General features: G+C 50.6%; 18 protein-coding genes and 4 tRNA genes. 7 read left to right on the top strand and 15 right to left on the bottom strand.

Annotated features, from left to right (window positions below):
- Positions 1-41 precede the first annotated feature (41 nt).
- The 5 genes from PsAD37_RS15035 to bioB are packed head-to-tail and all read right to left on the bottom strand — an operon-like array spanning position 42 to position 5030.
- Positions 42-1034 (bottom strand): beta-ketoacyl-ACP synthase III, encoded by a 993-nt coding sequence (locus tag PsAD37_RS15035; protein WP_063296841.1) that lies wholly within the window; start codon positions 1032-1034, stop codon positions 42-44.
- Positions 1021-2280 carry an adenosylmethionine--8-amino-7-oxononanoate transaminase gene (locus PsAD37_RS15030; protein ID WP_063296840.1) on the bottom strand — a complete coding sequence of 420 codons (1260 nt, stop codon included), beginning with the start codon at positions 2278-2280 and terminating at the stop codon, positions 1021-1023. Before PsAD37_RS15030 ends, PsAD37_RS15035 begins: the two co-directional genes overlap by 14 nt.
- A complete protein-coding gene (gene bioD / locus PsAD37_RS15025) occupies positions 2280-2918 on the bottom strand; it encodes a dethiobiotin synthase (RefSeq protein ID WP_063296839.1) in 639 nt (212 codons plus the stop codon). The genes PsAD37_RS15030 and bioD overlap by 1 nt, the downstream gene beginning before the upstream one ends.
- The gene (locus PsAD37_RS15020; RefSeq protein ID WP_063296838.1) at positions 2915-4054 is read right to left on the bottom strand and encodes an 8-amino-7-oxononanoate synthase; all 1140 of its coding nucleotides are present in this window, start codon (positions 4052-4054) and stop codon (positions 2915-2917) included. The genes bioD and PsAD37_RS15020 overlap by 4 nt, the downstream gene beginning before the upstream one ends.
- Positions 4038-5030 carry a biotin synthase BioB gene (bioB, locus tag PsAD37_RS15015; RefSeq protein ID WP_063296858.1) on the bottom strand — a complete coding sequence of 331 codons (993 nt, stop codon included), beginning with the start codon at positions 5028-5030 and terminating at the stop codon, positions 4038-4040. The genes PsAD37_RS15020 and bioB overlap by 17 nt, the downstream gene beginning before the upstream one ends.
- A gap of 758 nt (positions 5031-5788) precedes the next feature.
- On the opposite strand from bioB, the gene PsAD37_RS27605 reads away from it, so the two are divergent.
- From PsAD37_RS27605 to PsAD37_RS15000, 3 genes are read left to right on the top strand one after another with little or no spacing between them, the layout of a single operon-like run.
- Entirely contained in the window at positions 5789-6361 is a 573-nt protein-coding gene (locus PsAD37_RS27605) for an amidohydrolase family protein (protein ID WP_084407828.1), read from the top strand.
- On the top strand, positions 6358-6522 hold the full coding sequence (locus PsAD37_RS29420) for an amidohydrolase family protein (protein WP_084407826.1): 165 nt from the start codon (positions 6358-6360) through the stop codon (positions 6520-6522). The genes PsAD37_RS27605 and PsAD37_RS29420 overlap by 4 nt, the downstream gene beginning before the upstream one ends.
- 48 nt (positions 6523-6570) lie before the next feature.
- Entirely contained in the window at positions 6571-7674 is a 1104-nt protein-coding gene (locus PsAD37_RS15000) for a nitrilase-related carbon-nitrogen hydrolase (RefSeq protein WP_063296836.1), read from the top strand.
- Between the two features lie 273 nt (positions 7675-7947).
- Here the strand turns inward: PsAD37_RS15000 and PsAD37_RS14995 are convergent.
- Both PsAD37_RS14995 and PsAD37_RS14990 read right to left on the bottom strand, forming a co-directional pair.
- Positions 7948-8024, bottom strand: a tRNA-Arg gene (locus tag PsAD37_RS14995).
- An 81-nt stretch (positions 8025-8105) separates the two neighbouring features.
- The gene (locus PsAD37_RS14990; protein WP_057465385.1) at positions 8106-8411 is read right to left on the bottom strand and encodes an ETC complex I subunit; all 306 of its coding nucleotides are present in this window, start codon (positions 8409-8411) and stop codon (positions 8106-8108) included.
- A 564-nt stretch (positions 8412-8975) separates the two neighbouring features.
- Here PsAD37_RS14990 and PsAD37_RS14985 point away from each other — a divergent pair.
- Positions 8976-10466, top strand: a complete 1491-nt coding sequence (locus tag PsAD37_RS14985; RefSeq protein WP_193778273.1) for an inorganic phosphate transporter — start codon at positions 8976-8978, stop codon at positions 10464-10466.
- Positions 10467-10819: 353 nt separating this feature from the next.
- Here PsAD37_RS14985 and PsAD37_RS14980 read toward each other — a convergent pair.
- The 4 genes from PsAD37_RS14980 to PsAD37_RS14965 all read right to left on the bottom strand — a co-directional run bounded on the left by PsAD37_RS14980 (position 10820) and on the right by PsAD37_RS14965 (position 12380).
- A tRNA-Pro gene (locus tag PsAD37_RS14980) sits at positions 10820-10896 on the bottom strand.
- A gap of 22 nt (positions 10897-10918) precedes the next feature.
- Positions 10919-10995, bottom strand: a tRNA-Pro gene (locus PsAD37_RS14975).
- Positions 10996-11016: 21 nt separating this feature from the next.
- Positions 11017-11093 (bottom strand) — tRNA-Pro (locus PsAD37_RS14970).
- Between the two features lie 390 nt (positions 11094-11483).
- Positions 11484-12380 carry a tetratricopeptide repeat protein gene (locus PsAD37_RS14965; RefSeq protein WP_208991893.1) on the bottom strand — a complete coding sequence of 299 codons (897 nt, stop codon included), beginning with the start codon at positions 12378-12380 and terminating at the stop codon, positions 11484-11486.
- 594 nt (positions 12381-12974) lie between these two features.
- Here PsAD37_RS14965 and parE point away from each other — a divergent pair.
- The 3 genes from parE to PsAD37_RS14950 all read left to right on the top strand — a co-directional run bounded on the left by parE (position 12975) and on the right by PsAD37_RS14950 (position 17875).
- Entirely contained in the window at positions 12975-15065 is a 2091-nt protein-coding gene (gene parE / locus PsAD37_RS14960) for a DNA topoisomerase IV subunit B (RefSeq protein ID WP_063296834.1), read from the top strand.
- Positions 15066-15272: 207 nt separating this feature from the next.
- Positions 15273-16706, top strand: a complete 1434-nt coding sequence (locus tag PsAD37_RS14955; protein WP_057465156.1) for a DEAD/DEAH box helicase — start codon at positions 15273-15275, stop codon at positions 16704-16706.
- 110 nt (positions 16707-16816) lie between these two features.
- Complete coding sequence (locus PsAD37_RS14950; RefSeq protein WP_063296833.1) at positions 16817-17875, top strand: GGDEF domain-containing protein; 1059 nt, start codon at positions 16817-16819, stop codon at positions 17873-17875.
- Between the two features lie 13 nt (positions 17876-17888).
- Here PsAD37_RS14950 and PsAD37_RS14945 read toward each other — a convergent pair whose 3' ends face one another.
- From PsAD37_RS14945 to PsAD37_RS14930, 4 genes are all read right to left on the bottom strand, one after another.
- Positions 17889-18299: a TfoX/Sxy family protein gene (locus tag PsAD37_RS14945; protein WP_082597102.1), complete on the bottom strand. Its 411-nt coding sequence runs from the start codon at positions 18297-18299 to the stop codon at positions 17889-17891.
- A gap of 115 nt (positions 18300-18414) precedes the next feature.
- The gene (gene tenA / locus PsAD37_RS14940; RefSeq protein ID WP_063292040.1) at positions 18415-19074 is read right to left on the bottom strand and encodes a thiaminase II; all 660 of its coding nucleotides are present in this window, start codon (positions 19072-19074) and stop codon (positions 18415-18417) included.
- Between the two features lie 42 nt (positions 19075-19116).
- Positions 19117-19494 (bottom strand): iron-sulfur cluster assembly accessory protein, encoded by a 378-nt coding sequence (locus PsAD37_RS14935; protein WP_063296832.1) that lies wholly within the window; start codon positions 19492-19494, stop codon positions 19117-19119.
- A 64-nt stretch (positions 19495-19558) separates the two neighbouring features.
- Positions 19559-19954: an SUF system Fe-S cluster assembly protein gene (locus PsAD37_RS14930; RefSeq protein ID WP_063296831.1), complete on the bottom strand. Its 396-nt coding sequence runs from the start codon at positions 19952-19954 to the stop codon at positions 19559-19561.
- Between the last annotated feature and the right edge of the window lie 4 nt (positions 19955-19958).

The raw sequence follows: 19958 nt of genomic DNA, 5'->3' as shown, positions 1-19958 counted from the left end.
CACGCGCCCGCTCGTCTTTCCACCACGAGTGGGCGCTTTTGCTACATGCCGATCAACAAGGACCCGCTGACGAAGCCCGCGCCTATGGCAGACAATAGAATTTTGTCACCCGCCTTATAGCTTCGATTTTCCCGACACTTGGAGAGGCTGAATGGGATGGTGGCTGCTGAACTATTGCCGTATTCCCCCAGTGTTATCAGTGTCTTATCGGCGTTTATTCCAAGATTGGTTCCGACAGCCTGAATGATCCGGGAGTTGGCCTGATGGGGTGCCCAGTGATCTACCTCTGACGGTTTGATGTCCGCCTGCCCCAGAATTTTCATTGCTGAGTCCGTGAGCGTGTTGACCGCTTTGGCGAAGACCGTCTGCCCGCCTTGCAGGCTCATCAGGTACTCATTGGGGGCCATATCCGGTCTGTATGGATTGCGACTGCCACCGCCGGGGATTTTGATGAGGTCGTAATAAGCACCATCAGATGCCAGATCAGCAGCAAGGATGCCCTGCTCTTTATGTGCTGGTGGCAGAACCACAACGGCACCAGCAGCATCGGCAAATAGCACGCGACTGGCGCGTTCTACCGGGTTGATGCGGCGGCTTAAGATATTGGCTGCGACGACGAGAACCGCAATGCCTTGCGCTTTGGCATAGGCATCTGCCATGGCGAGTGCGTAGAGGAATCCTGCGCAAGCGCCTGCCATATCGATGCCACCGGAGTTTGGCAGCCCCAGTTTGTGCACGAGCAGAGGTGCTGAGGGTGGCAAAAGATGGTCTGGTGTGCTGGTTGCCAGCAGTGTCAGGCCGATTTTAGCAGGATCAATACCTGCGTCTTCAATGGCCATTTGAGCTGCTGGCAGGGCGATGTCTGTCAGCGCTTGGTCTGACGAGACATAGCGGCGCTCGCGAATGCCTGTGCGGCGTTCGATCCAGCCTTCTTCCAGTCCCAGATCCTGCTCGATTTCCGCATTCAGTACGCGGCGTTCTGGTGCGTAATGCCCGAAGCCGATTAGTCCGCCGCGGTCCTTAAAGGAGTTCATCAGCAGCCTCAGCTATTGCATCGTAGATCTGGTCAATATCGCCTTGAGTGACGCAGTATGGCGGCATGGAATAGAGTGTGTTGCCAAGCGGGCGCAGCAGCAGGTTCTTTGACTTGAAGAACTCATAGAGGCGCGGGCCGATGTCAGACAGATATCCGTGATCCTTCACGTTGATATCCATAGCGGCGATGATGCCGGTTTGACGGATGTTGGTGAAACGGCCATCGTCTTTGAAGCGCGCAAGGCCTACGGATTGCATTTGCATGAGCTTTGCTATGCGGTCATAGACTGGTTCATTTTCCCAAATTTCCAGATTGGCGACAGCAGCGGCGCAGGCGATTGGGTTTGCTGTGTAAGAGCTGGAATGGAAGAAGGTTTTACTTCTGTCCATGGAATAATGCTCATCATAGATTGCTGAGGAGCACATGGTAACGGCAAGAGGCAGAGAACCACCCGTCAGACCTTTGGAATAGCACGCGATATCTGGTGTGATTTGGGCGTGCTCACAAGCGAACATCTTGCCTGTACGGCCCCAGCCCGTCATCACCTCATCAGCGATGAACAGGACGTTACGCTTCTTGCAGACCTCATAAAGCGCCCGTAGGGTTTCAGCGGAATACATCAGCATGCCGCCAGCACCCAGAACGAGTGGCTCAACTATGAAGGCTGCGACATCGCCTTGCGCACAAAGCTTTTCCAGCTCATCGATTGTAGTCTGCTCATTGCCTGCAGTTGGGAATGTCACTTTGGCCACATCAAACAGCAGCGGATTATAAGGCTGGTTGAAAACGCCACGCTCGCCAACGGACATGGTGCCGATGGTATCGCCGTGATAGCTGTTTTCCATGACGACGATGCGCTGGCGATTTGCGCCCAGATGATGCCAGTAGCCGAGCGCCATTTTGAGTGCCACTTCCACGCTGGTGGAGCCGCTGTCTGAGAAGAAGACATAGTCCAGCCCGTCAGGTGTGCATTTGAGCAGCTGTTGTGCAAGGCGCTCTGCGGGCTCGTGGGTATGGCCTGCAAAGATCACCTGATCCAGCTTCTCAGCCTGTTCCTTGATCGCGCCAATAACATGGGGATGGCAATGGCCGTGGGTTACGACCCACCAGGAGGCAATGGCATCAAGCAGCTTTTCACCATCATCCTTCGTCAGGTAAGCGCCAGAGCCGCCTGAAATCTTGGTCATTTCCGTCAGCACAGCATGCTGAGTAAAGGGATGCCAGATTGGTGAGCGCTTGGACATCATACGTTCTCCCCGTTTTGCAGACAGAAGTCTTCCAGACGGAAATTCTCTGCAAACGCTGTTCTTATTGTTTCTGGGGTGATTTGTTTCAGCAGTGGCAAGCGCCCAAGTTTTTTGACACCTGCATACTCTGCGATCGTACGCTCAGAATCTGCCACTTCCTCACCGATAAACACGATGCCGAGCAGATTGCAGCCACGTGCTCGCAGCGCTTCAATGGAAAGCAAGCTGTGATTGATGGTGCCAAGGCCAGTGCGAGCGCATAGCACAATTGGTGCCTGCCACTTTTTGAAGAGATCAATGTACAGCGTCTCGCGTGTGAGCGGCACCATGAGGCCACCTGCCCCTTCAACAACGAGCGGTCCATCGACCTGAGGCATTGTCAGGCTCTCCGTGTCGATCACAACATTCTCTGCTTCCGCTGAGAAATGCGGAGAAGCGGGAACCTGCAAACGGTATGTCTCTGGCAGTGCTCTGCAGCCTGTCAGACGCACCACGGCCTGTGTGTCGGTTTCTTCTTCCAGTCCGGATTGAACGGGCTTCCAGTAAGTGGCGGCCAGTGCCTGTGTTAGCGCTGCAGAGAAAATTGTTTTGCCGATACCGGTATCAGTTCCGGTAACTACGATTGGTTTTGTCATGACGGAACAAGGTCCATTTCTTCAGCAAACGCTTCAAACATGCTGGATACATCTTGCTTGCTTGCATGCAAGGTCAACGCAATTCGCAAGCGGGATGTGCCCCGTGGTACAGTTGGCGGGCGAATGCCGCGGATATCAAAGCCGCGTTCCTGCAATGCCTTTGCAATCTGCATAGTGCGTTTGTCGTTGCCAATAAGGAACGGAAGAATATGCGTTCCGCGGCCCTTTTGTCCGCACACACGGTTCATCTCAGCATTTGCATGGGCCACGAGGTCAGCAAGCTGGTCACGTCGTTCTGGCTGATCCTGCACCAGCTTTAGCGAGGCACGCACGATGGCTGCGACCAGAGGCGATGGCGCGGTTGCATAGATGAACCCGCGCGCACGGTTGATGAGATAGTCGATCAGAACAGCAGGTCCGCAAACAAGTGCGCCTGAGGCTCCAAGAGCTTTGCCGCAAGTATGGAGCGAAATGATGTTTTCGCGGCCTTCAAACTCTGCTGCCAGGCCTTTGCCGCCCTCACCCAGCACGCCTGTTGCATGGGCTTCATCTACCAGCAAGAATGCATCGTGTGTGTCAGCGAGGTCCATCAGGTCCTTGATTGGAGCCTGATCACCATCCATGCTGTAAAGGCTTTCGCAGGCGATCCAGATCCGCCCTGTTTCGCCTTGTTGGCGCCACTGGGTAATACGTGCCAGCGCATCCTCAACCTGATTGTGCTTAAAGGCCATGGACTGGGCTGCACCCAACTTCATGCCGTCATGTGCACTGGCGTGGATAAGGCTGTCATGCAGGACAAGGTCGCCCTGCTGCGGCAGGGTTGAGAACAGCGCCATGTTGGCGTTGTATCCCCCACCAAAGAAAAGGGATCGCTCAGTGTTGAACAGTTTTGCAGCTTCCAGCTCAAGCGCCTCGTGTTCAGGATCATTGCCGCGCAAGAGGCGCGAGCCGCCTGCGCCGAGACTGACACCACGGGCAAGAGCGTTTTCTGCCGCTAAACGCATTTCTGGCGCTGTTGTCAGCGCCAGATAGTCATTGGACGAGAAATCGCAGCCATGCGCTTTGAGCAGAGAACGGGACCTGCCCCGTTCTGCCAGACGCTCGAGCGCTCCTTGGTGCTTATTCAGCAGGCTCATGCTCAGCCGCACAGCTTTTCAGCCCCATAGGGCGGATACCAAGGCGTTTGAACAAAGCTGCGTCCTTGGAGTCTTCCGGGTTGTCTGTGGTGAGCAGTGTTTCGCCTTTGAAGATGGAGTTTGCTCCAGCAAAGAAACACATTGCCTGCGTCTCATCAGACATTTCTGTCCGGCCTGCTGACAGGCGAACATGAGATTTTGGCATCATGACACGCGCAACAGCAATCAGGCGAACGAAGTCAATCGGGTCAACCGGTTCGGCGTCCTGCAGCGGTGTGCCTTCAATTGGAATAAGCATGTTGATCGGCACACTGTCCGGATGCTCTTCCAGAGTCGCCAGAGAAACCAGCATATCGAGGCGATCCATATCTTTTTCACCCATGCCGACGATGCCGCCAGAACAGACTTTAATGCCGGATTCCTTGACCAGATTCAGAGTATAGATACGATCTGAGAACTTGCGGGTTGTAATAACCTCGCTGTAGTAGCGCTCTGAGGTGTCGATGTTGTGATTGTAATAATCCAAGCCAGCATCTTTGAGGCGCAAAATTTGCTCAGGCGTCAGCATGCCAAGCGTCATGCAGCTTTCCATGCCAAGATCTTTGACACCTTCCACCATCAATTCAATGGCGCGCATGTCGCGATCTTTCGGAGAGCGCCAGGCTGCACCCATGCAATACCGGGTTGCGCCGCCTTCTTTCGCCTTTTTGGCTTCTTCAAGCACCATTTGCACTTCAAGCATCTTTGAGGCGGAGAGCTCGGTGTTGTTGCGAGCCGACTGGCTGCAATAAGCGCAATCTTCCGGGCAACCGCCTGTCTTGATGCTTAAGAGCTGGCTTTGCTGGACCTCATTGGGATCAAAATGCTCGCGATGAACGCAGTGAGCTTTAAACAGCAGGTCATTAAACGGCAGGTTGTAAAGAGACTCAGCCTCTTCACGCGTCCAGTTCGTACGAATGTCAGATGATTTTTGCACGCAGTTCAACTCGTTGATTTCCCCTAGGGCGTGTTTTGCCGTCAATTACAGCAAAAATGTGGCGTGCACAATGATCTATTAGAGGAATTTATTAAAACTGCCACTGATTGAACACCTTACATCCCCTCAGTTTCGCTGGGATTTTGAGCATTTCAAAACTGAAGATTTTATTTGGTTTGACCACATTGGAACAAAAAGCTGCATCTGAAGAAGGTGAGTTGTCTTGATTAGCCCCATCTTAATAATTATAATGTTTAAATTTAGTACATATATCTACTAATTAAGTAATGTCAGGTAAATATATTGATGAATATGACACTAAATATCCCATAAATAGTAAGTGGCTTGATGTTAATGATAGATACAGGTCTAGTTGTGTACTTTGGCATCGAAAAAGACCTGATACGATTAAACCTATTACTCGTATACGCCATTTAATCTTATCCTTATTTTCTGTGCTCGTTGTTACTTCTTAATCCGTTAGGTGAGTTTTTCTTCGTGCACTAAAGCCAAGTGATAGAGGCGAACTCTAAAATGCGAAACAAGATTGGACTTGAAGAACACTATGTGATGTCACGCAGTGATGTCGCACCGATGGGAGCTGCTGGAGCAACCGAAGAGTGGATTGATCGGATATACTAATGCGGCAGTGACTTTGGGAGTAAGCGGCTCGAAGCCATGGACGAGGCAGGTATCGAACGTATGGTTCTTTCCCTCGCGCAAGTTGTCAGGGAGCCCCTGAAGGTGAGGTTGTAGGTATTGCGCGCCGCTACAACGACTATCTTGCTGAAAAAGTATCCGCGAACCCGTCGCGGTTCTCCGGTTTTGCTGCCCTGCCAATGCACCATCCGGAGGCCGCGATAGAAGAATTGACTAGGTGCGTCAATAAACTCGGCTTTGTTGGGGCTTTGGTTGACGGATACAGCCGAATGGATGATGGCCGCGCCATCTACTACGATACCCCTGAATATGCTCCGTTCTGGCAAACGGTTGAAGAGCTTAATGTGCCCTTTTATCTTCATCCGGCGATGCCTAGTGAAACTTGCGCGTACAAAGGGCATGAATTTATGCTGGGGCCGGTGTTTGGATTTGCGGTGGAAACACTCCTGCATTCTTATAGACTGATCGGATCAGGTTTATTCGACAGGCATCCCAACTTAAACATCGTACTTGGTCACCTAGCAGAAGCTTATGCTTTTACAGTGTGGCGCTCAGATCGTTGGTTGCAAGATTTCTCCAAAGGTTACGAAGCGGAGAAGGAAATCTCGTATTATTTTCGGCATATTTTTTTGCTACGGTTGCCGGAAATTTCAGTACACAATCCTTCATGATTACATTGAATTTACTTGGTGCTGATCGGTTGCTGTTTTCAACCGACTACCCTTACGAGGATGCAGTTGCAGCAGCACAGTGGTTCGACGCGCTTGATATCAATTCTGCCAACCTACAGAACATTGGCCGAGAAAATGCCCGCAAACTGATGAAGCTTTAGCATTCAAATATGCAGACAGTACCAAGTTAATTGATGAGGAGACTTCAGATGACGAACCAATCTTACATTGCTCCATACAATGCGGTCTGCCTCACATTCAATTACGTCTTTGTGAAGAATCGCAATGAAATGGATGGTGTTTTCGATCGGATTGACGCGTTGATTGGTGCGGCGGTTTGGCTCGCTTCCACAAAAAAACAGGTAAAGCTGGTCGTGTTACAGGAAGCGGCAGTGCAAGGCTTCCCGGATGAACTCTATGATATGGATCCCAATGAGTATATCGACAAGATTGCGCTTACTGCTGACGGCCCTGAGATGGCTCGCTTTGGTGAGTTAGCCAAGCAGTATGGAGTATATCTCGTTGCAGGAGTTCGAACTTATCGCCCAGAGTTTCCAGGGCGCTATTTCAATGAAGGTATCCTGTTTAACCCAGAAGGTGAAATTATCCTCCGCCATACAAAAAACTCTGTGTTGTATCCCGGCGAACATTGTTCAACGCCTCATGATGTTATGGAGCAATGGGAAGAAATGTTTGGATCTGGCTTGGATGCATTTTTCCCTGTCGCGAAGACTGAGATCGGCATAAGTGTGGCTATGGACGGCTCCTATCCTGAGTATATTCGCGGTCTCGCTATGAATGGCGCCGAAATACTGTGTCGTGTGAATCTACCAAGCCCGTATTCGGAAGCATATGAGATCCAAAATAAAGCGCACGCTTTGTTCAACACAATGTATGTTGTCGCGTCCCAAATGGCGACAGCTAGTGTTAATCTCGGAGATGAACCTATTAGCATGTCAGATGGGAGATCCCAGATCATCAGATATGATGGGCAGGTCCTTTCGCAAAAGACCGTGGCGGCAGACTCTTATATGGCGGGCGAAGTTGATGTCGAAGCACTTCGAGAGTTTCGCATCTCAGCACAGGTTGCGAATTGGATCAAAGATCTACGGACTGAGGTCATCCAAAAGATCTACGAAAAGCCTATTCTGCCTGCAAACATGAACAAGGATAAAACAGCTTACAATACACCGCAGTACACAAAAGCACTTCAAGAACAGGTGCACCTCATGATCGCGCGAGGGATCTTTACACCTCCATCAGCTCCGGGTTGGGAAGAGCGCGTTGTCGGAGCAAACATCAAGGATAAATGATGTATGCACACCAATACGCGTGGAAAGCCGCGGACGAGTGGTGGCTTGAAACTTTGTTGCAGAAAAGCGATGGATGCAGCATGAGGGTTAGGCAGATGATAGATTGTTACTCAGTATTGGCGTGACATCAAAGACCTAGACAGCATCCCAGGGAAACATTAGTCAAACATGGCTCAAACTCAAGTCATGGGAGCGAGTAGGGCTAAAAGGGAACATTACTGTAAAACGGTCGGGTCTGCTTTCTGGACGAAACAGCTAAGCCATTGAAAAAATTGGCGATCCCTGCAGGATTCGAACCTGCGACCGTCGGCTTAGAAGGCCGGTGCTCTATCCAGCTGAGCTAAGGGACCGCGCTTTCGCAAGGGCGAGTGGATCGCCCGTTGCGTGGGATGTTTCATAAGGCCGTTAGAGAATAATCTCAATGCTGAAACTTAATGTGTCCACGGAGATAATCTGTCAAAACGGAAATTATCTGAATAGGATGCGCGGCGATGCTTGCGTTTGCTTTCTTCATCAACGCGGTATGCAACATTATTGCGTGTTGCGTAGGCGACCGCTTCTTCCTTAGTCGGGAACTTCAGCTTTACCTGCTGCTTCATATCACCTGATGAAGTATAGCCCATCAGCGGATCAATGGATTTTGGGGACTGTGGATCGAACTCCAGCACCCAGTTGTTGGTTTTGGCTGTTCCGGACTGCATTGCAGTTTTGGCTGGATTGTAAATGCGAGCTACCATATAACCTCTCTTTTTCGCATTGGATTCGGAAACACACTCTCCAACGCGATATACCAGTTTTCCTGTTTCTTCTCCAATTATGCCATTGGTGTCAATGCACTTGGTCAAGCTATACCGATTTCTCTTAGTAAATAGCTATAGATGCACTCATTGCGACCTTAAGTGCAATAATTGCGGTTTTATTTCCAGTATTACCGGACTTGACGTTGGGCGAATTTTAATTAAGAAATTGCGAAGCTTTCGTGATATTTCTGTGACTAGTTACTTCTCCAAAGTTTATAGGTAATTTTAACTTGAAATATACCGGAGACAAAACTAGTTTGCGCGCGAACTGAGCGTTCACCGGAAATAAAAGCGCTTGAAGGTAGCTTCAATACACAAAGTTCCTCGAGTGTTTTTCTGGTGCCCGCTCATTTGAGGGCAACACTGCCACATTCAAGATGTGCGCTCGCCTGCCTTTGTCCTGTGATGAAGGGAGGGTGCAAAATTGTAGTCAGGTGTTATGCCTGCTACCAGGTGCATGAGAAACTACGCGAAGAAGACGCGGCGAAAAAAGTATACAGCATGTCTAACCTTAGAAAAAAGCCTACTCTAGACAAAGACTTAGAAAAGTTTTCCAGGCTAGAGCTGGCCGGCAATGCAATGGCACGTCCATTGGTTGCTCCTGCGGTCGCATTTGTTTTTCTAATGTTCGCTATGGCGATGGCTGGTTTTTATGTCTCTGACCATCCAAACGCTATTATTATTGTTGCTGCTGCTGGTATTGGTGCTTATCTGGCGATTAATATCGGTGCAAATGATGTAGCAAACAATGTGGGCCCATCCGTCGGCTCAAAGGCTCTTACTATTGGCGGCGCCCTGCTGCTTGCGGCCATTTTTGAGAGTGCTGGCGCTTTGATTGCCGGTGGTGACGTCGTGAAGACGGTCTCCAAGGGCATTATCGACGCAACGCAAATTACAGACTACACAGACTTTGTGAAGCTGATGCTCGCGGCGCTAATCTCTGCGGCTGTCTGGCTGAACCTTGCAACATGGATCGGCGCTCCCGTTTCCACCACCCACTCTATCGTTGGTGGTGTGATGGGCGGCGGTATTGCTGCTGCAGGTTTTGGCTCTGTGAGCTGGGGCACCATGTCCGGCATTGCTGCAAGCTGGGTCATCTCTCCAGTTCTGGGTGGTATTATTGCGGCCTTGTTCCTGGCCTTCATCAAATCCTTCATTATCTACCAGCAAGACAAGATTGCTGCTGCCCGTCGTTGGGTGCCGCTGCTGATCGCGATTATGGCCGCTGCGTTTGCTACTTATCTGGCAATGAAGGGCCTGAAGAAGATCGTAAAGATCGACATTGAGGTCGCTCTACTGCTTGGCGCAATTGCCTTTGTTGCTGCACTGGCTATTTGTCGTCCGTTAATCCGCAAGCAGTCTGAAGGTATGGAAAACCGGAACCAGTCCCTGCGTATCCTGTTCCGTTGGCCTTTGATTTTCTCCGCAGCGCTTCTTTCCTTCGCCCACGGTGCGAACGATGTTGCGAATGCGATTGGTCCTCTTGCTGCGATCGTCCACACCGTTCAGGAAGGTGGTATTGCGAAAGCTGTGACGATTCCTCTCTGGGTTATGCTGATCGGTGCGTTTGGTATTTCTTTCGGTCTGATGCTGTTTGGTCCTAAGCTGATCCGTATGGTTGGCGAGAAGATCACCAAGCTGAACCCGATGCGCGCTTACTGTGTCTCTCTTTCTGCTGCGATCACAGTGATCTTCGCGAGCTGGCTGGGGCTTCCGGTGAGTTCCACTCACATTGCAGTTGGCGCAATCTTCGGCGTTGGCTTCTTCCGTGAGTGGTACACAATGAAGTCCAAGCGCCGCATTGCTTTCGTGAAAGAAAGTACTGGCATGGAAAGCTTTAAGCAGAACACTGTGAAGGAGGATGAAAAGCGCCGCATGCTGGTGCGCCGCTCGCACTTCATGACCATCATTGCTGCTTGGGTGATTACGGTTCCGTTGGCTGCAATCCTGTCAGCCGCTCTGTTCTACGTGCTGGATCTCTTCGTGTTCTAAGCAGATTCCACAGTCGTACGATTTAAGAAGCCCGGAGGCCCTCGCCTTCGGGCTTTTTCTATGTGCGCATTGGCTGTAGTTTTATGGCGAGTATTGCGGCTTCCCAATAGAGCATTTAAGGGGCCGCAGAGCGCTAGCCTGCACTTAGGGTGACCTATTCCGAGACTGGTTGAGAGGCGCTGTCAGTGACCTTCCCTGCCCGTTTCAATCAAAAAAGCGATGCTGCTGAATGAGTTGTGCGACAGTAGATGCAAATGGAGCGCTACTTTGTGCAGATATGAGGGCACAAAAGCATAAAAGACAGCAATGCTGTCTACTTGAATTGCGAAATTTAGGGGAAGAAAAAGGGAAGATGGTCGGAGCAGCAGGATTCGAACCTGCGACCCTCTGGTCCCAAACCAGATGCGCTACCAGGCTGCGCTATGCTCCGAACTAATCTTCGGGTCGATAGATGGTCGGAGCAGCAGGATTCGAACCTGCGACCCTCTGGTCCCAAACCAGATGCGCTACCAGGCTGCGCTATGCTCCGATCTATCTTTGTGTTGATGAATGGTCGGAGCAGCAGGATTCGAACCTGCGACCCTCTGGTCCCAAACCAGATGCGCTACCAGGCTGCGCTATGCTCCGATCTCATCAACGTGACGCCCTGCGGCGTCTTGTTGAGGCAGGTATATAGGCAGAGTTTTAAAGCTTGGCAAGCGTGTTTTATAGTTTTTCCCAAATCATGCGAGAAAATTTCAAAAACTGCATCCTGCTGTTGAAAAGACTGAAATTTCAGAGGCTTAAACAATGTGCGTGAAGACTGTGAAAATTTTAGCTTTTCTGCGGCGTGCGGGCAAAAAAAGAGGGTGAGCCTAAAAGACTCACCCCAAGTACATTCCAGAGACCCGCAATCGGGGTCTACAATCGCCAAACAGAGGTCAATAACAAAACTTGAATATTGAACTCATGTTTTAAATCGCAGAAATAACCTGAGTGGTCAAGTCATATTATAAAAGAAAATCAGAAGGGAGTGGATTAGTTGCTTGAAGCAATCACGTGGCCGCGCTTAACCAGCCATGCGTCTGCCCATTCAGCAGAATTGCGACGCTCTTTTTCTGAGGCGAGAGAAAATGCCTTCTCGTGGAGAGAGACGATCCAGGCGTCATTATCACCGCCAACCACTTGCCGGCGCGCCAGGGTCATCCATTTGAGACCTGTCATGCGTGCGGTTGTCAGTTCTTCTGTAAAGTACAGCAGTTCACCAAATTTGGCCTGCGCTCCGACATGGCCTTTTACGGCTGCGAGCTTCAACCAACGGGCAGCCAATCGGCGGTCATAATCTGGCAGCTTATCGTTGAGATACATGATGCCGAGATTGTACTGCGCATCCGCATCGCCAAAGTAGGAGGCAGCATAAGTGAACACCTCACGTGCTTTGTGCGTGTTCTGTTTAACCGGACTATCGCCAATACCTGTCAGGAAGTAGCGGCCCAGCTCAACAAGAGCACTTGCGACAAATGGGGCTGAACGTGCTTTGGGGCCATCGGAAGAGTATTCGCGCACGACCTGGGAAAAATACTGAAACGCCTGAAGATCATCTTCCGGCACACCGTCTCCTTGCGCGTACATCCTGCCGAGCTTCCAGGCTGCCATAGCCTGTCCGTTTTCAGCAGCGTAGCGAAGTGGAGACAGTGCCTTGTCTTTGTCACCAGAGTAGTAAGCGCGGGCCCCTTCCCTCAAGGCTTGCTGAGGTGTGACATTTGCCATCTGATTGACGGCAGCCATTGCACTTGCGCTTTTGTTGGTATCCAGAGCATGTGCACTGTTGAGTGCGAGAAGGGTAAGAACCGAGGCGCAGCTCAAGCTTGTTACAAGACGCGTCAACGCATTGTGGTGCGTTCCCATTTCATCTTTAAACAGAGCTTTTATCAAAGTGCCTCACTTGACCACTGCCTACCTTGTCAGTGGTTCTGACTTCTTATCTTTTCATACCGTCGTTGTGTGATCAGGCTATGAAAGGAAAAAATGTCAATTTTGTTTCCAAAGGTGACATACCTTCAAATTGTCACAAATGATCTTACAAATGCCTAGCTTTTTATCTGATTGACAAAAATCCTACACAGTTCGACCATCTATCAAACATGGACAAGGCAAACTATCCAATTTGCCATTCATGAACCAGTGTCAGTTTCCACCATTCGGGTCAGCGCAAGATGCTGTTGCATGCTCGCAACAATCTGCAGCAGATGACGTAACTGCCGTGTGTATGTCCGGTGTAAAGTTTTGATCACAGGCCTTGGGGCAATAACAAATGCTATTTGTATTTTCGCCGCGAATGGCGCATATGGCATCAGATGCCCGCTTTTGGTGGGGTTCGGCACATTCAGGTAAGCGAAAAGGCGTATGTCTGGCGCTTACCCACAAGGAACAAGAGTAGAACTCCGGCAGATCTTTGCCCTTTTCTCTCAGTCCTGCAAGACTGCCGTTTGATTCGAGACTATTTAAGCGCAAGACCAAAGAGGTACGATGAGCACGCCTGATGATCTGTTTGCAGATGTTACCAAAAGCATGGATGAGCTGACATCCTCTTCTGGCAGCACTGAGAAGAAACAAGCACCAGCCGCAAGCGCACCGACCTCACCTGCAAAGCCATCATCCGCAGGCAAGGCCGCTCCTATCGGCGCTGAGGGTGATTACACAGCAGCTGACATTGAAGTGCTTGAAGGTCTGGAGCCTGTGCGTCGCCGCCCGGGAATGTATATTGGCGGCACGGATGAAAAAGCGCTGCACCACCTGTTCGCTGAAGTGATTGATAACTCCATGGATGAGGCCGTTGCAGGCCACGCCAGCTGGATTGATGTCTCCCTGGGCGATGATGGCTATCTGACCATTACAGATAATGGCCGCGGTATCCCGATTGATCCGCATCCTAAATACAAAGACAAGTCCGCGCTGGAAGTCATTATGACGACCCTGCATGCCGGCGGTAAGTTTGACAGTAAAGTCTATGAGACCTCTGGTGGTCTTCATGGTGTGGGGATTTCCGTTGTAAACGCGCTTTCCGAAGAACTGGTCGTTGAGGTTGCGCGTAACCGCAAGCTGTATCGCCAGACGTTCCGTCGTGGCCTTGCTGATGGCGGCCTTGAGCTGGTTGGGGATGTTCACAACCGCCGTGGCACCATGGTGCGGTTTAAGCCGGATGCGGAAATATTCGGCAAGACACTCAAGTTCAAACCCGCCCGTTTGATGAAGATGGCGCGTTCTAAGGCCTACCTGTTTGGCGGTGTGGAGATTCGTTGGCGCTGTGCCAAGGCTCTTGCTGATGAAGCAAATGGGGTGCCTGAGACTGCGACTTTCCATTTCCCTGGCGGCCTGAAGGATTATCTGGAAGAGGCTCTTGGTAAAGAGCGCCGCGTTACTGACGAAGTTTTTGCAGGCCGGACACAGGCGACAGGTAAGCATGGCTCAGTTGAATGGGCCGTTGCCTGGTTTGCTGGCGACGGGTTTGTCAACTCTTACTGTAACACTGTTCCGACACCTGAAGGTGGCACGCATGAAACGGGCCTGCGCTACGCCCTGCTCCGCGGCCTGAAGGCCTATGGCGAGCTGATTGGCAACAAGAAGGCTTCCATTATTACCGGTGACGACGTTTTAACGTCAGCAGCTGGTATGCTTTCTGTGTTCGTGCGTGAGCCTGAGTTTGTTGGTCAGACAAAAGACAAGCTGGCCACGAATGAAGCAACTCGCATCGCTGAAAATGCTGTCCGCGATGCGTTTGACCACTGGCTGACCGCGTCTCCTAACCAGGCAAACAAACTGCTTGAGTGGGTGGTTGACCGTGCTGAAGAGCGCTTGAAGCGTCGGCAGGAGAAGGACGTCGCGCGAAAAACTGCAGTTCGTCGCCTTCGTCTGCCCGGCAAGCTCGCAGATTGCTCTACAAGCAAATCTGATGGCACTGAACTGTTTATCGTGGAGGGTGATTCCGCGGGTGGCTCAGCAAAACAAGCTCGTAATCGTGCAACACAGGCTGTTCTGCCATTGCGTGGTAAGATCCTGAACGTTGCGAACGCTGGCCGGGACAAGCTGGTCGCAAATCAGCTGCTGTCTGATCTCATTCAAGCCCTTGGGTGTGGGACGCGATCTAACTACGATGACAAAGATCTGCGCTATGAGCGTATTGTCATCATGACTGATGCGGACGTTGATGGGGCGCATATCGCAGCCCTTCTCATCACATTCTTCTATAAAGAGATGCCGGATCTGGTCAATAACGGTCACCTCTACCTTGCTGTTCCTCCGCTGTACCGGATCAGTCAGGGTGGTAAGACGCTTTATGCCCGGGATGACGAGCACCGTGAGCAGCTTTTGAAAACCAGCTTCAAGAAGAATGGCAAGATCGAAATTGGCCGCTTTAAGGGCCTTGGTGAGATGCTGCCTGCTCAGCTGAAGGAAACCACCATGGATCCGAAGCGTCGGACGCTGCTTAAAGTGGTTGTTGGCGAGGATGAAGTGAGTGAAACCCGCAATGCGGTTGAGCAGCTGATGGGCAATAAACCTGAGGCGCGCTTCAACTTTATTCAGGAGCGAGCAGAGTTCGCGACTGATCTGGATATTTAAAAGACCCTTAATTCTGAATAGTTGCTGAGTTTTGCGTAGGTTATAACTCGGCAACCTTGGCATAACTTGAAGGAATATATCGGTTATACCGCAGAATTTATTGACAACGCTGCTTAGAAATGTAGTGTTCCGCCAAACTGGTTGGAGAAACCTGTAACTCATACGGCTTCCAGCTTCTCTCCTCAATTATCGTAAAGAACATGAAATATGTCGTTTTCCACTCTCGGACTTAGTGAGAAAGTTCTCGCCGCTGTAGAAGCCTCTGGCTATACAGAACCGACTGCCATTCAGGCAGGCGCCATCCCTTACGTTCTCGAACGTAGAGATGTCCTCGGGATTGCTCAAACTGGAACCGGGAAAACGGCAAGCTTTACGCTGCCGATGATTACTCTTCTGGAAAAAGGCCGTGCGCGCGCCCGGATGCCAAGAACTCTTATTCTTGAGCCGACCCGTGAGCTTGCAGCGCAGGTAGAAGACAACTTCAATCGATATGGCGTCAATCACAAGCTGAACGTCGCACTGCTGATCGGCGGTGTTTCCTTTGCTGAGCAGGACCGCAAGCTTGAGCGTGGCGCTGATGTTCTGATCGCAACACCTGGCCGCCTGCTTGATCATTTCGAGCGCGGTAAGCTGCTGTTGCAAGGCGTTGATATCCTCGTGATCGATGAAGCCGACCGCATGCTGGACATGGGCTTTATTCCAGACATCGAGCGCATCTGTAAGCTTATCCCGTTTACGCGTCAGACCCTGTTCTTCTCAGCAACTATGCCGACTGAGATTCAGCGTTTGACTGACACGTTCTTGCAGAACCCAGCAAAGGTGGAAGTGGCGAAAGCTTCTACAACAGCGGATACTGTGACGCAGCGCATTGCGGCGGCTGATGCGGAAGACTACGAGAAGCGCGCGAAATTGCGCGAGCTGATCGAAGGTGCTGAAGATCTGCAGAATGCGATCGTGTTCTGTAACCGCAAACGCGATGTAGCTACCCTCTTCCGTTCACTTGTGCGTCATGAGTTTTCTGTTGGTGCACTTCACGGTGACATGGACCAGCGCTCTCGCATGACCATGCTGGACAACTTTAAAAAGGGTCACATCAAGGTTCTGGTGGCCAGTGATGTTGCTGCACGTGGTCTTGACATTCCAACCGTGAGCCACGTCTTTAACTTTGATCTTCCTATTCATGCAGAAGATTACGTCCACCGTATTGGACGTACCGGGCGTGCAGGCCGTGAGGGTACTGCGATTTCCATTGTGACGGGCAAGGACCAGAAAGCATTGCAAGCGATTAACGACGTGATTGGTAAAGAGCTCGAGTGGGTCGGAGAGCCGGTTGATTTCTCCAAGCCTGCCGATGACAAAAAGTCTCGCCGCCGTTCTACCCGCACTCCAAAAGAAAAAAGCCGCTCACGCAAGCCTAAGGCTGAAGTTCAGGAAGCAGCAGTTCAGGAAACCGAATCTGTACCAGCTGGCCTTGAAGAGCAACCTGTGGTTCCAATGCACGCTGAGCGTCGTGCTGCTCCACCTCGTCCAAGAGGCGGTCGCCGCGCTAATCAACCTAAAGATGATGCGATTTTCCGTAATGCAAGCCACGTTCCGGCCTTCCTGCTGCGGGAAACTCGTTCCAAAGTTCAAAGCCGATAGCCCATTTTCCTGAGGTTAACCACTGGTTAGGTATATCCCATTAAATAAGCTAATGTTAAATTAGCTTATTAATTATGGGGTAGCCCTTTCCGTGACGCGGTGATGCAATCATGAGTCAAGAAGACGAGTTCAAGCGTACGATTGTTTATGCAGACAGTGCGCTCGATTACATCAAGACGAATAAGCTTCCAGCGTTTCCACGCAACTATGAGCTGTGGTATTCTTACGCTTCCGGGTTTAACCGTGCCCTGAACCGGACCATCAATAAGATTCTTGCCCGTGATGGCAAAATTTCTCCTGAAGAGACTCAGAAGATCTATAATCGCTTTTTGTCGCCGAACCGTTTGGGTGAGCGCATTGACGAAGTTGGCGACAAGATCTCCGAGGAAGTTCGGGAATTGATTTCTGCGCTTGATAAAGGAACACTCAAAACCACCGAATACGGTGAAGAGCTGGCCCGTACGTTGAACGCTCTTGAGAACGTCAGTGATCGTTCTCAGCTTTCCCAACTTGTCATTCATCTTGCAAAACTGACCACTGAAACCGCTGAGAGCAATCAAGAGCTTCGCGAGCAGCTGGTTGATTCTCGCCGTCAGATCGGCGTCTTGCAGGAAGGATTGGAGGCGATCCGTTATGAATCGCTCACCGATGAACTGACCACACTGAACAATCGCAAGCATTTCGATCAGAGTCTTGTGCGTGCGGTTAAGGAGACAGAAGAGAGCCATGCTCCCCTCTCCTTGTTGATTTCAGATATCGACCACTTCAAGCAGTTCAATGACAACTACGGACACCAGACCGGCGACCAGGTTCTTCGTCTTGTGGCGCTGGCGGTGAAGCAGAATGTCAAGAACAACGATATTGCGTGTCGTTATGGTGGTGAAGAGTTTGGCATCATTCTACCAAGAACCACCATTGAAGATGCAAAGGTAATTGCGGAGAAGATCCGTAAGAATGTTGTGGCGAAAGAACTCGTGAAGCGTTCTACCGGTGAGAACCTGGGTCGCATAACGATCTCTATTGGCATTTCAACTTTCCGGCCTGGCGACAGTGCAGAAAGCATGGTGTCTCGTGCGGACCTTGCGCTTTATGCTGCCAAGAAAGCTGGCCGCAACCTCGTGAAAGCTGAGGAAGAGAAGAAGATCCCCAACGTGACACAGGTTGCTTAAGCAGCGCTAATTTTTAAAATAGAAACGTATTCGAGACGGCAGATCGTATGATTGCCGTCTTTTTTTGTCGGCTATCCAAGGCCGAAGAGGCTTTCGCACTCTCCTTGGCTTGAGCAAGTTGGCGTATTGCCTTTGCAATCCATCGTGTCAGCTGGACTTCATCCTCGACAATATTCAGCGGAACCGAATAGAAGTTCGTCGGGAAATATTCTCCAAAACACTGATGAATGTAAGGCAGCTGGCCAGTCAGCAAAAAGTCAGCCACGTTATTGGATCCCGCTTTGAGATAGAGTGACTTTTCGCGGACGAGTGCGAACATTTTGCCATTTATGTAATATCCGTGTCCTCCAAACATGGGGCGACAACGGATATTCTTCAGGAATACCGGGCGTTTATCAGATAGAAAGAATGAGGATAAAGACATAAGCAATCACCAAAAGATATAAATATATTGAAAGCTTGCAATATTCAGTCGAAGATCGACAAGATTATTGCCCGTTTCATCCACTCACAGAAATGTGATGTGTTCTTTTGAATGATTATAGCTCGAGGCCCATCTGCCAGAAATTGGCCTCAAGTCTAGTGGCCTCTCTAAATATTCTAGACAATTTGGCGTAGCGTGCCTCAGTCGCATAGAGCGCGCCGAGATCATCGATTTCCTTCACCGCATCAGCGGCGAGTTCCTGATACTCATCACTGGAGTATTCTTTGATCCATTCTGCATATGGATTGCTTGGATCTATTGCCCCATCTTGCTTTGCCAGCTCGGCACCGATTTCACCGTAACCAATAGCGCAAGGTGCGAGTGCGACTTTCAAGTCGAGCATATCGCCCTTCATTGCGGTGTCGAGAACATACCGGGTGTATGCAAGATTTGCTGGCTCTTCCGGAGTTGCGACAATCTCGTTTTCAGACAGCCCCCAACTTTCGCAAAGGCGGATGTGAAGGCCCATCTCTACTTCAAGGATGCCTTTTGCGGAGGAAAGACATTTTCGCATCTGAGCAAGGTCAGTGGACTTGTACATGCCAAGCGCATAGGCGCGTGCGAACTCAATCAGGAAGAGATAGTCTTGGACGAGGTACTTCTTAAACGCTGCAATTGGCAGAGTTCCATCGCCAAGGCCCTGGACAAATTCATGTTTGGTGTAGGAATGCCACGTCTCGAGATTATCGTTTTTCAATGAATTAAAAAGAGACACGGCATCCCACCTATTGCCGTAGCTGCTCAGACTTGAGCGCTACTAGTTTTTCTGAGCGAACTTTGAAAGATCAGCTGGCAGCAGCTCTACGGATTCACCGCAACCGCATGCAGAGACTTCATTTGGATTTTTGAACGTAAAACCAGAGCGGAACTTTGTGGTTTCAAAGCCCATTTCAGTTCCAAGCAGGTAAAGCGTAGCTGCGGGATCAACAAAGACCTTTACGCCTTTATCTTCAACAACATCATCGCCCGACTTTGCTTCTGTCACCAGATTCAGTTCGTATTCCATGCCCGCACAGCCGCCTGTTTTGATGGCGACACGTAATCCAAGCGGATCAGCATCACTTGCATCAAGCAAAGTGCGAATATACTCAGCTGCTTCGTCTGTCAGCGATAGTACCTGAAATCCTGAGGCCATTTTGCACCCTCCATGGGCACCTCAACACAGTCGAGGTGCCATACATTGTAAGCGCTTTCGAACCTTAGAAGAAGTTCAATGCAACGCGAGCTTCGTCGGACATGCGGCTTGGATCCCATGGGGGGTCGAAGGTCATATCCACCTGCACGGTGCCAACGCCTGGTACAGAACTTACTGCGTTTTCGACCCAGATCGGCATTTCGCCAGCAACCGGGCAGCCAGGAGCGGTCAAAGTCATGTCGATTTTAACCGTGCGGTCATCCTCGATATCAACCTTGTAGATCAAGCCAAGCTCGTAGATATCGACCGGAATTTCCGGATCAAATACGGTCTTCATCGCAGCGATGATATCACCGGTCAAACGCTCCAGCTCTTCCGCAGGAATTGCAGAACTCTGGTTAATTTCCGGAGTTGTCAAAGGTCCGTCAGAGAACTCGCTTGTTTGTGTGTTGTCTGTCATAGGT

Origin of the sequence: Pseudovibrio sp. Ad37, from assembly GCF_001623075.1 — a bacterium.
GTDB lineage: Bacteria > Pseudomonadota > Alphaproteobacteria > Rhizobiales > Stappiaceae > Pseudovibrio.
The sequence above is the reverse complement of the archived record's forward strand: the minus strand, read 5'-3'. Positions and strand labels throughout refer to the sequence as shown.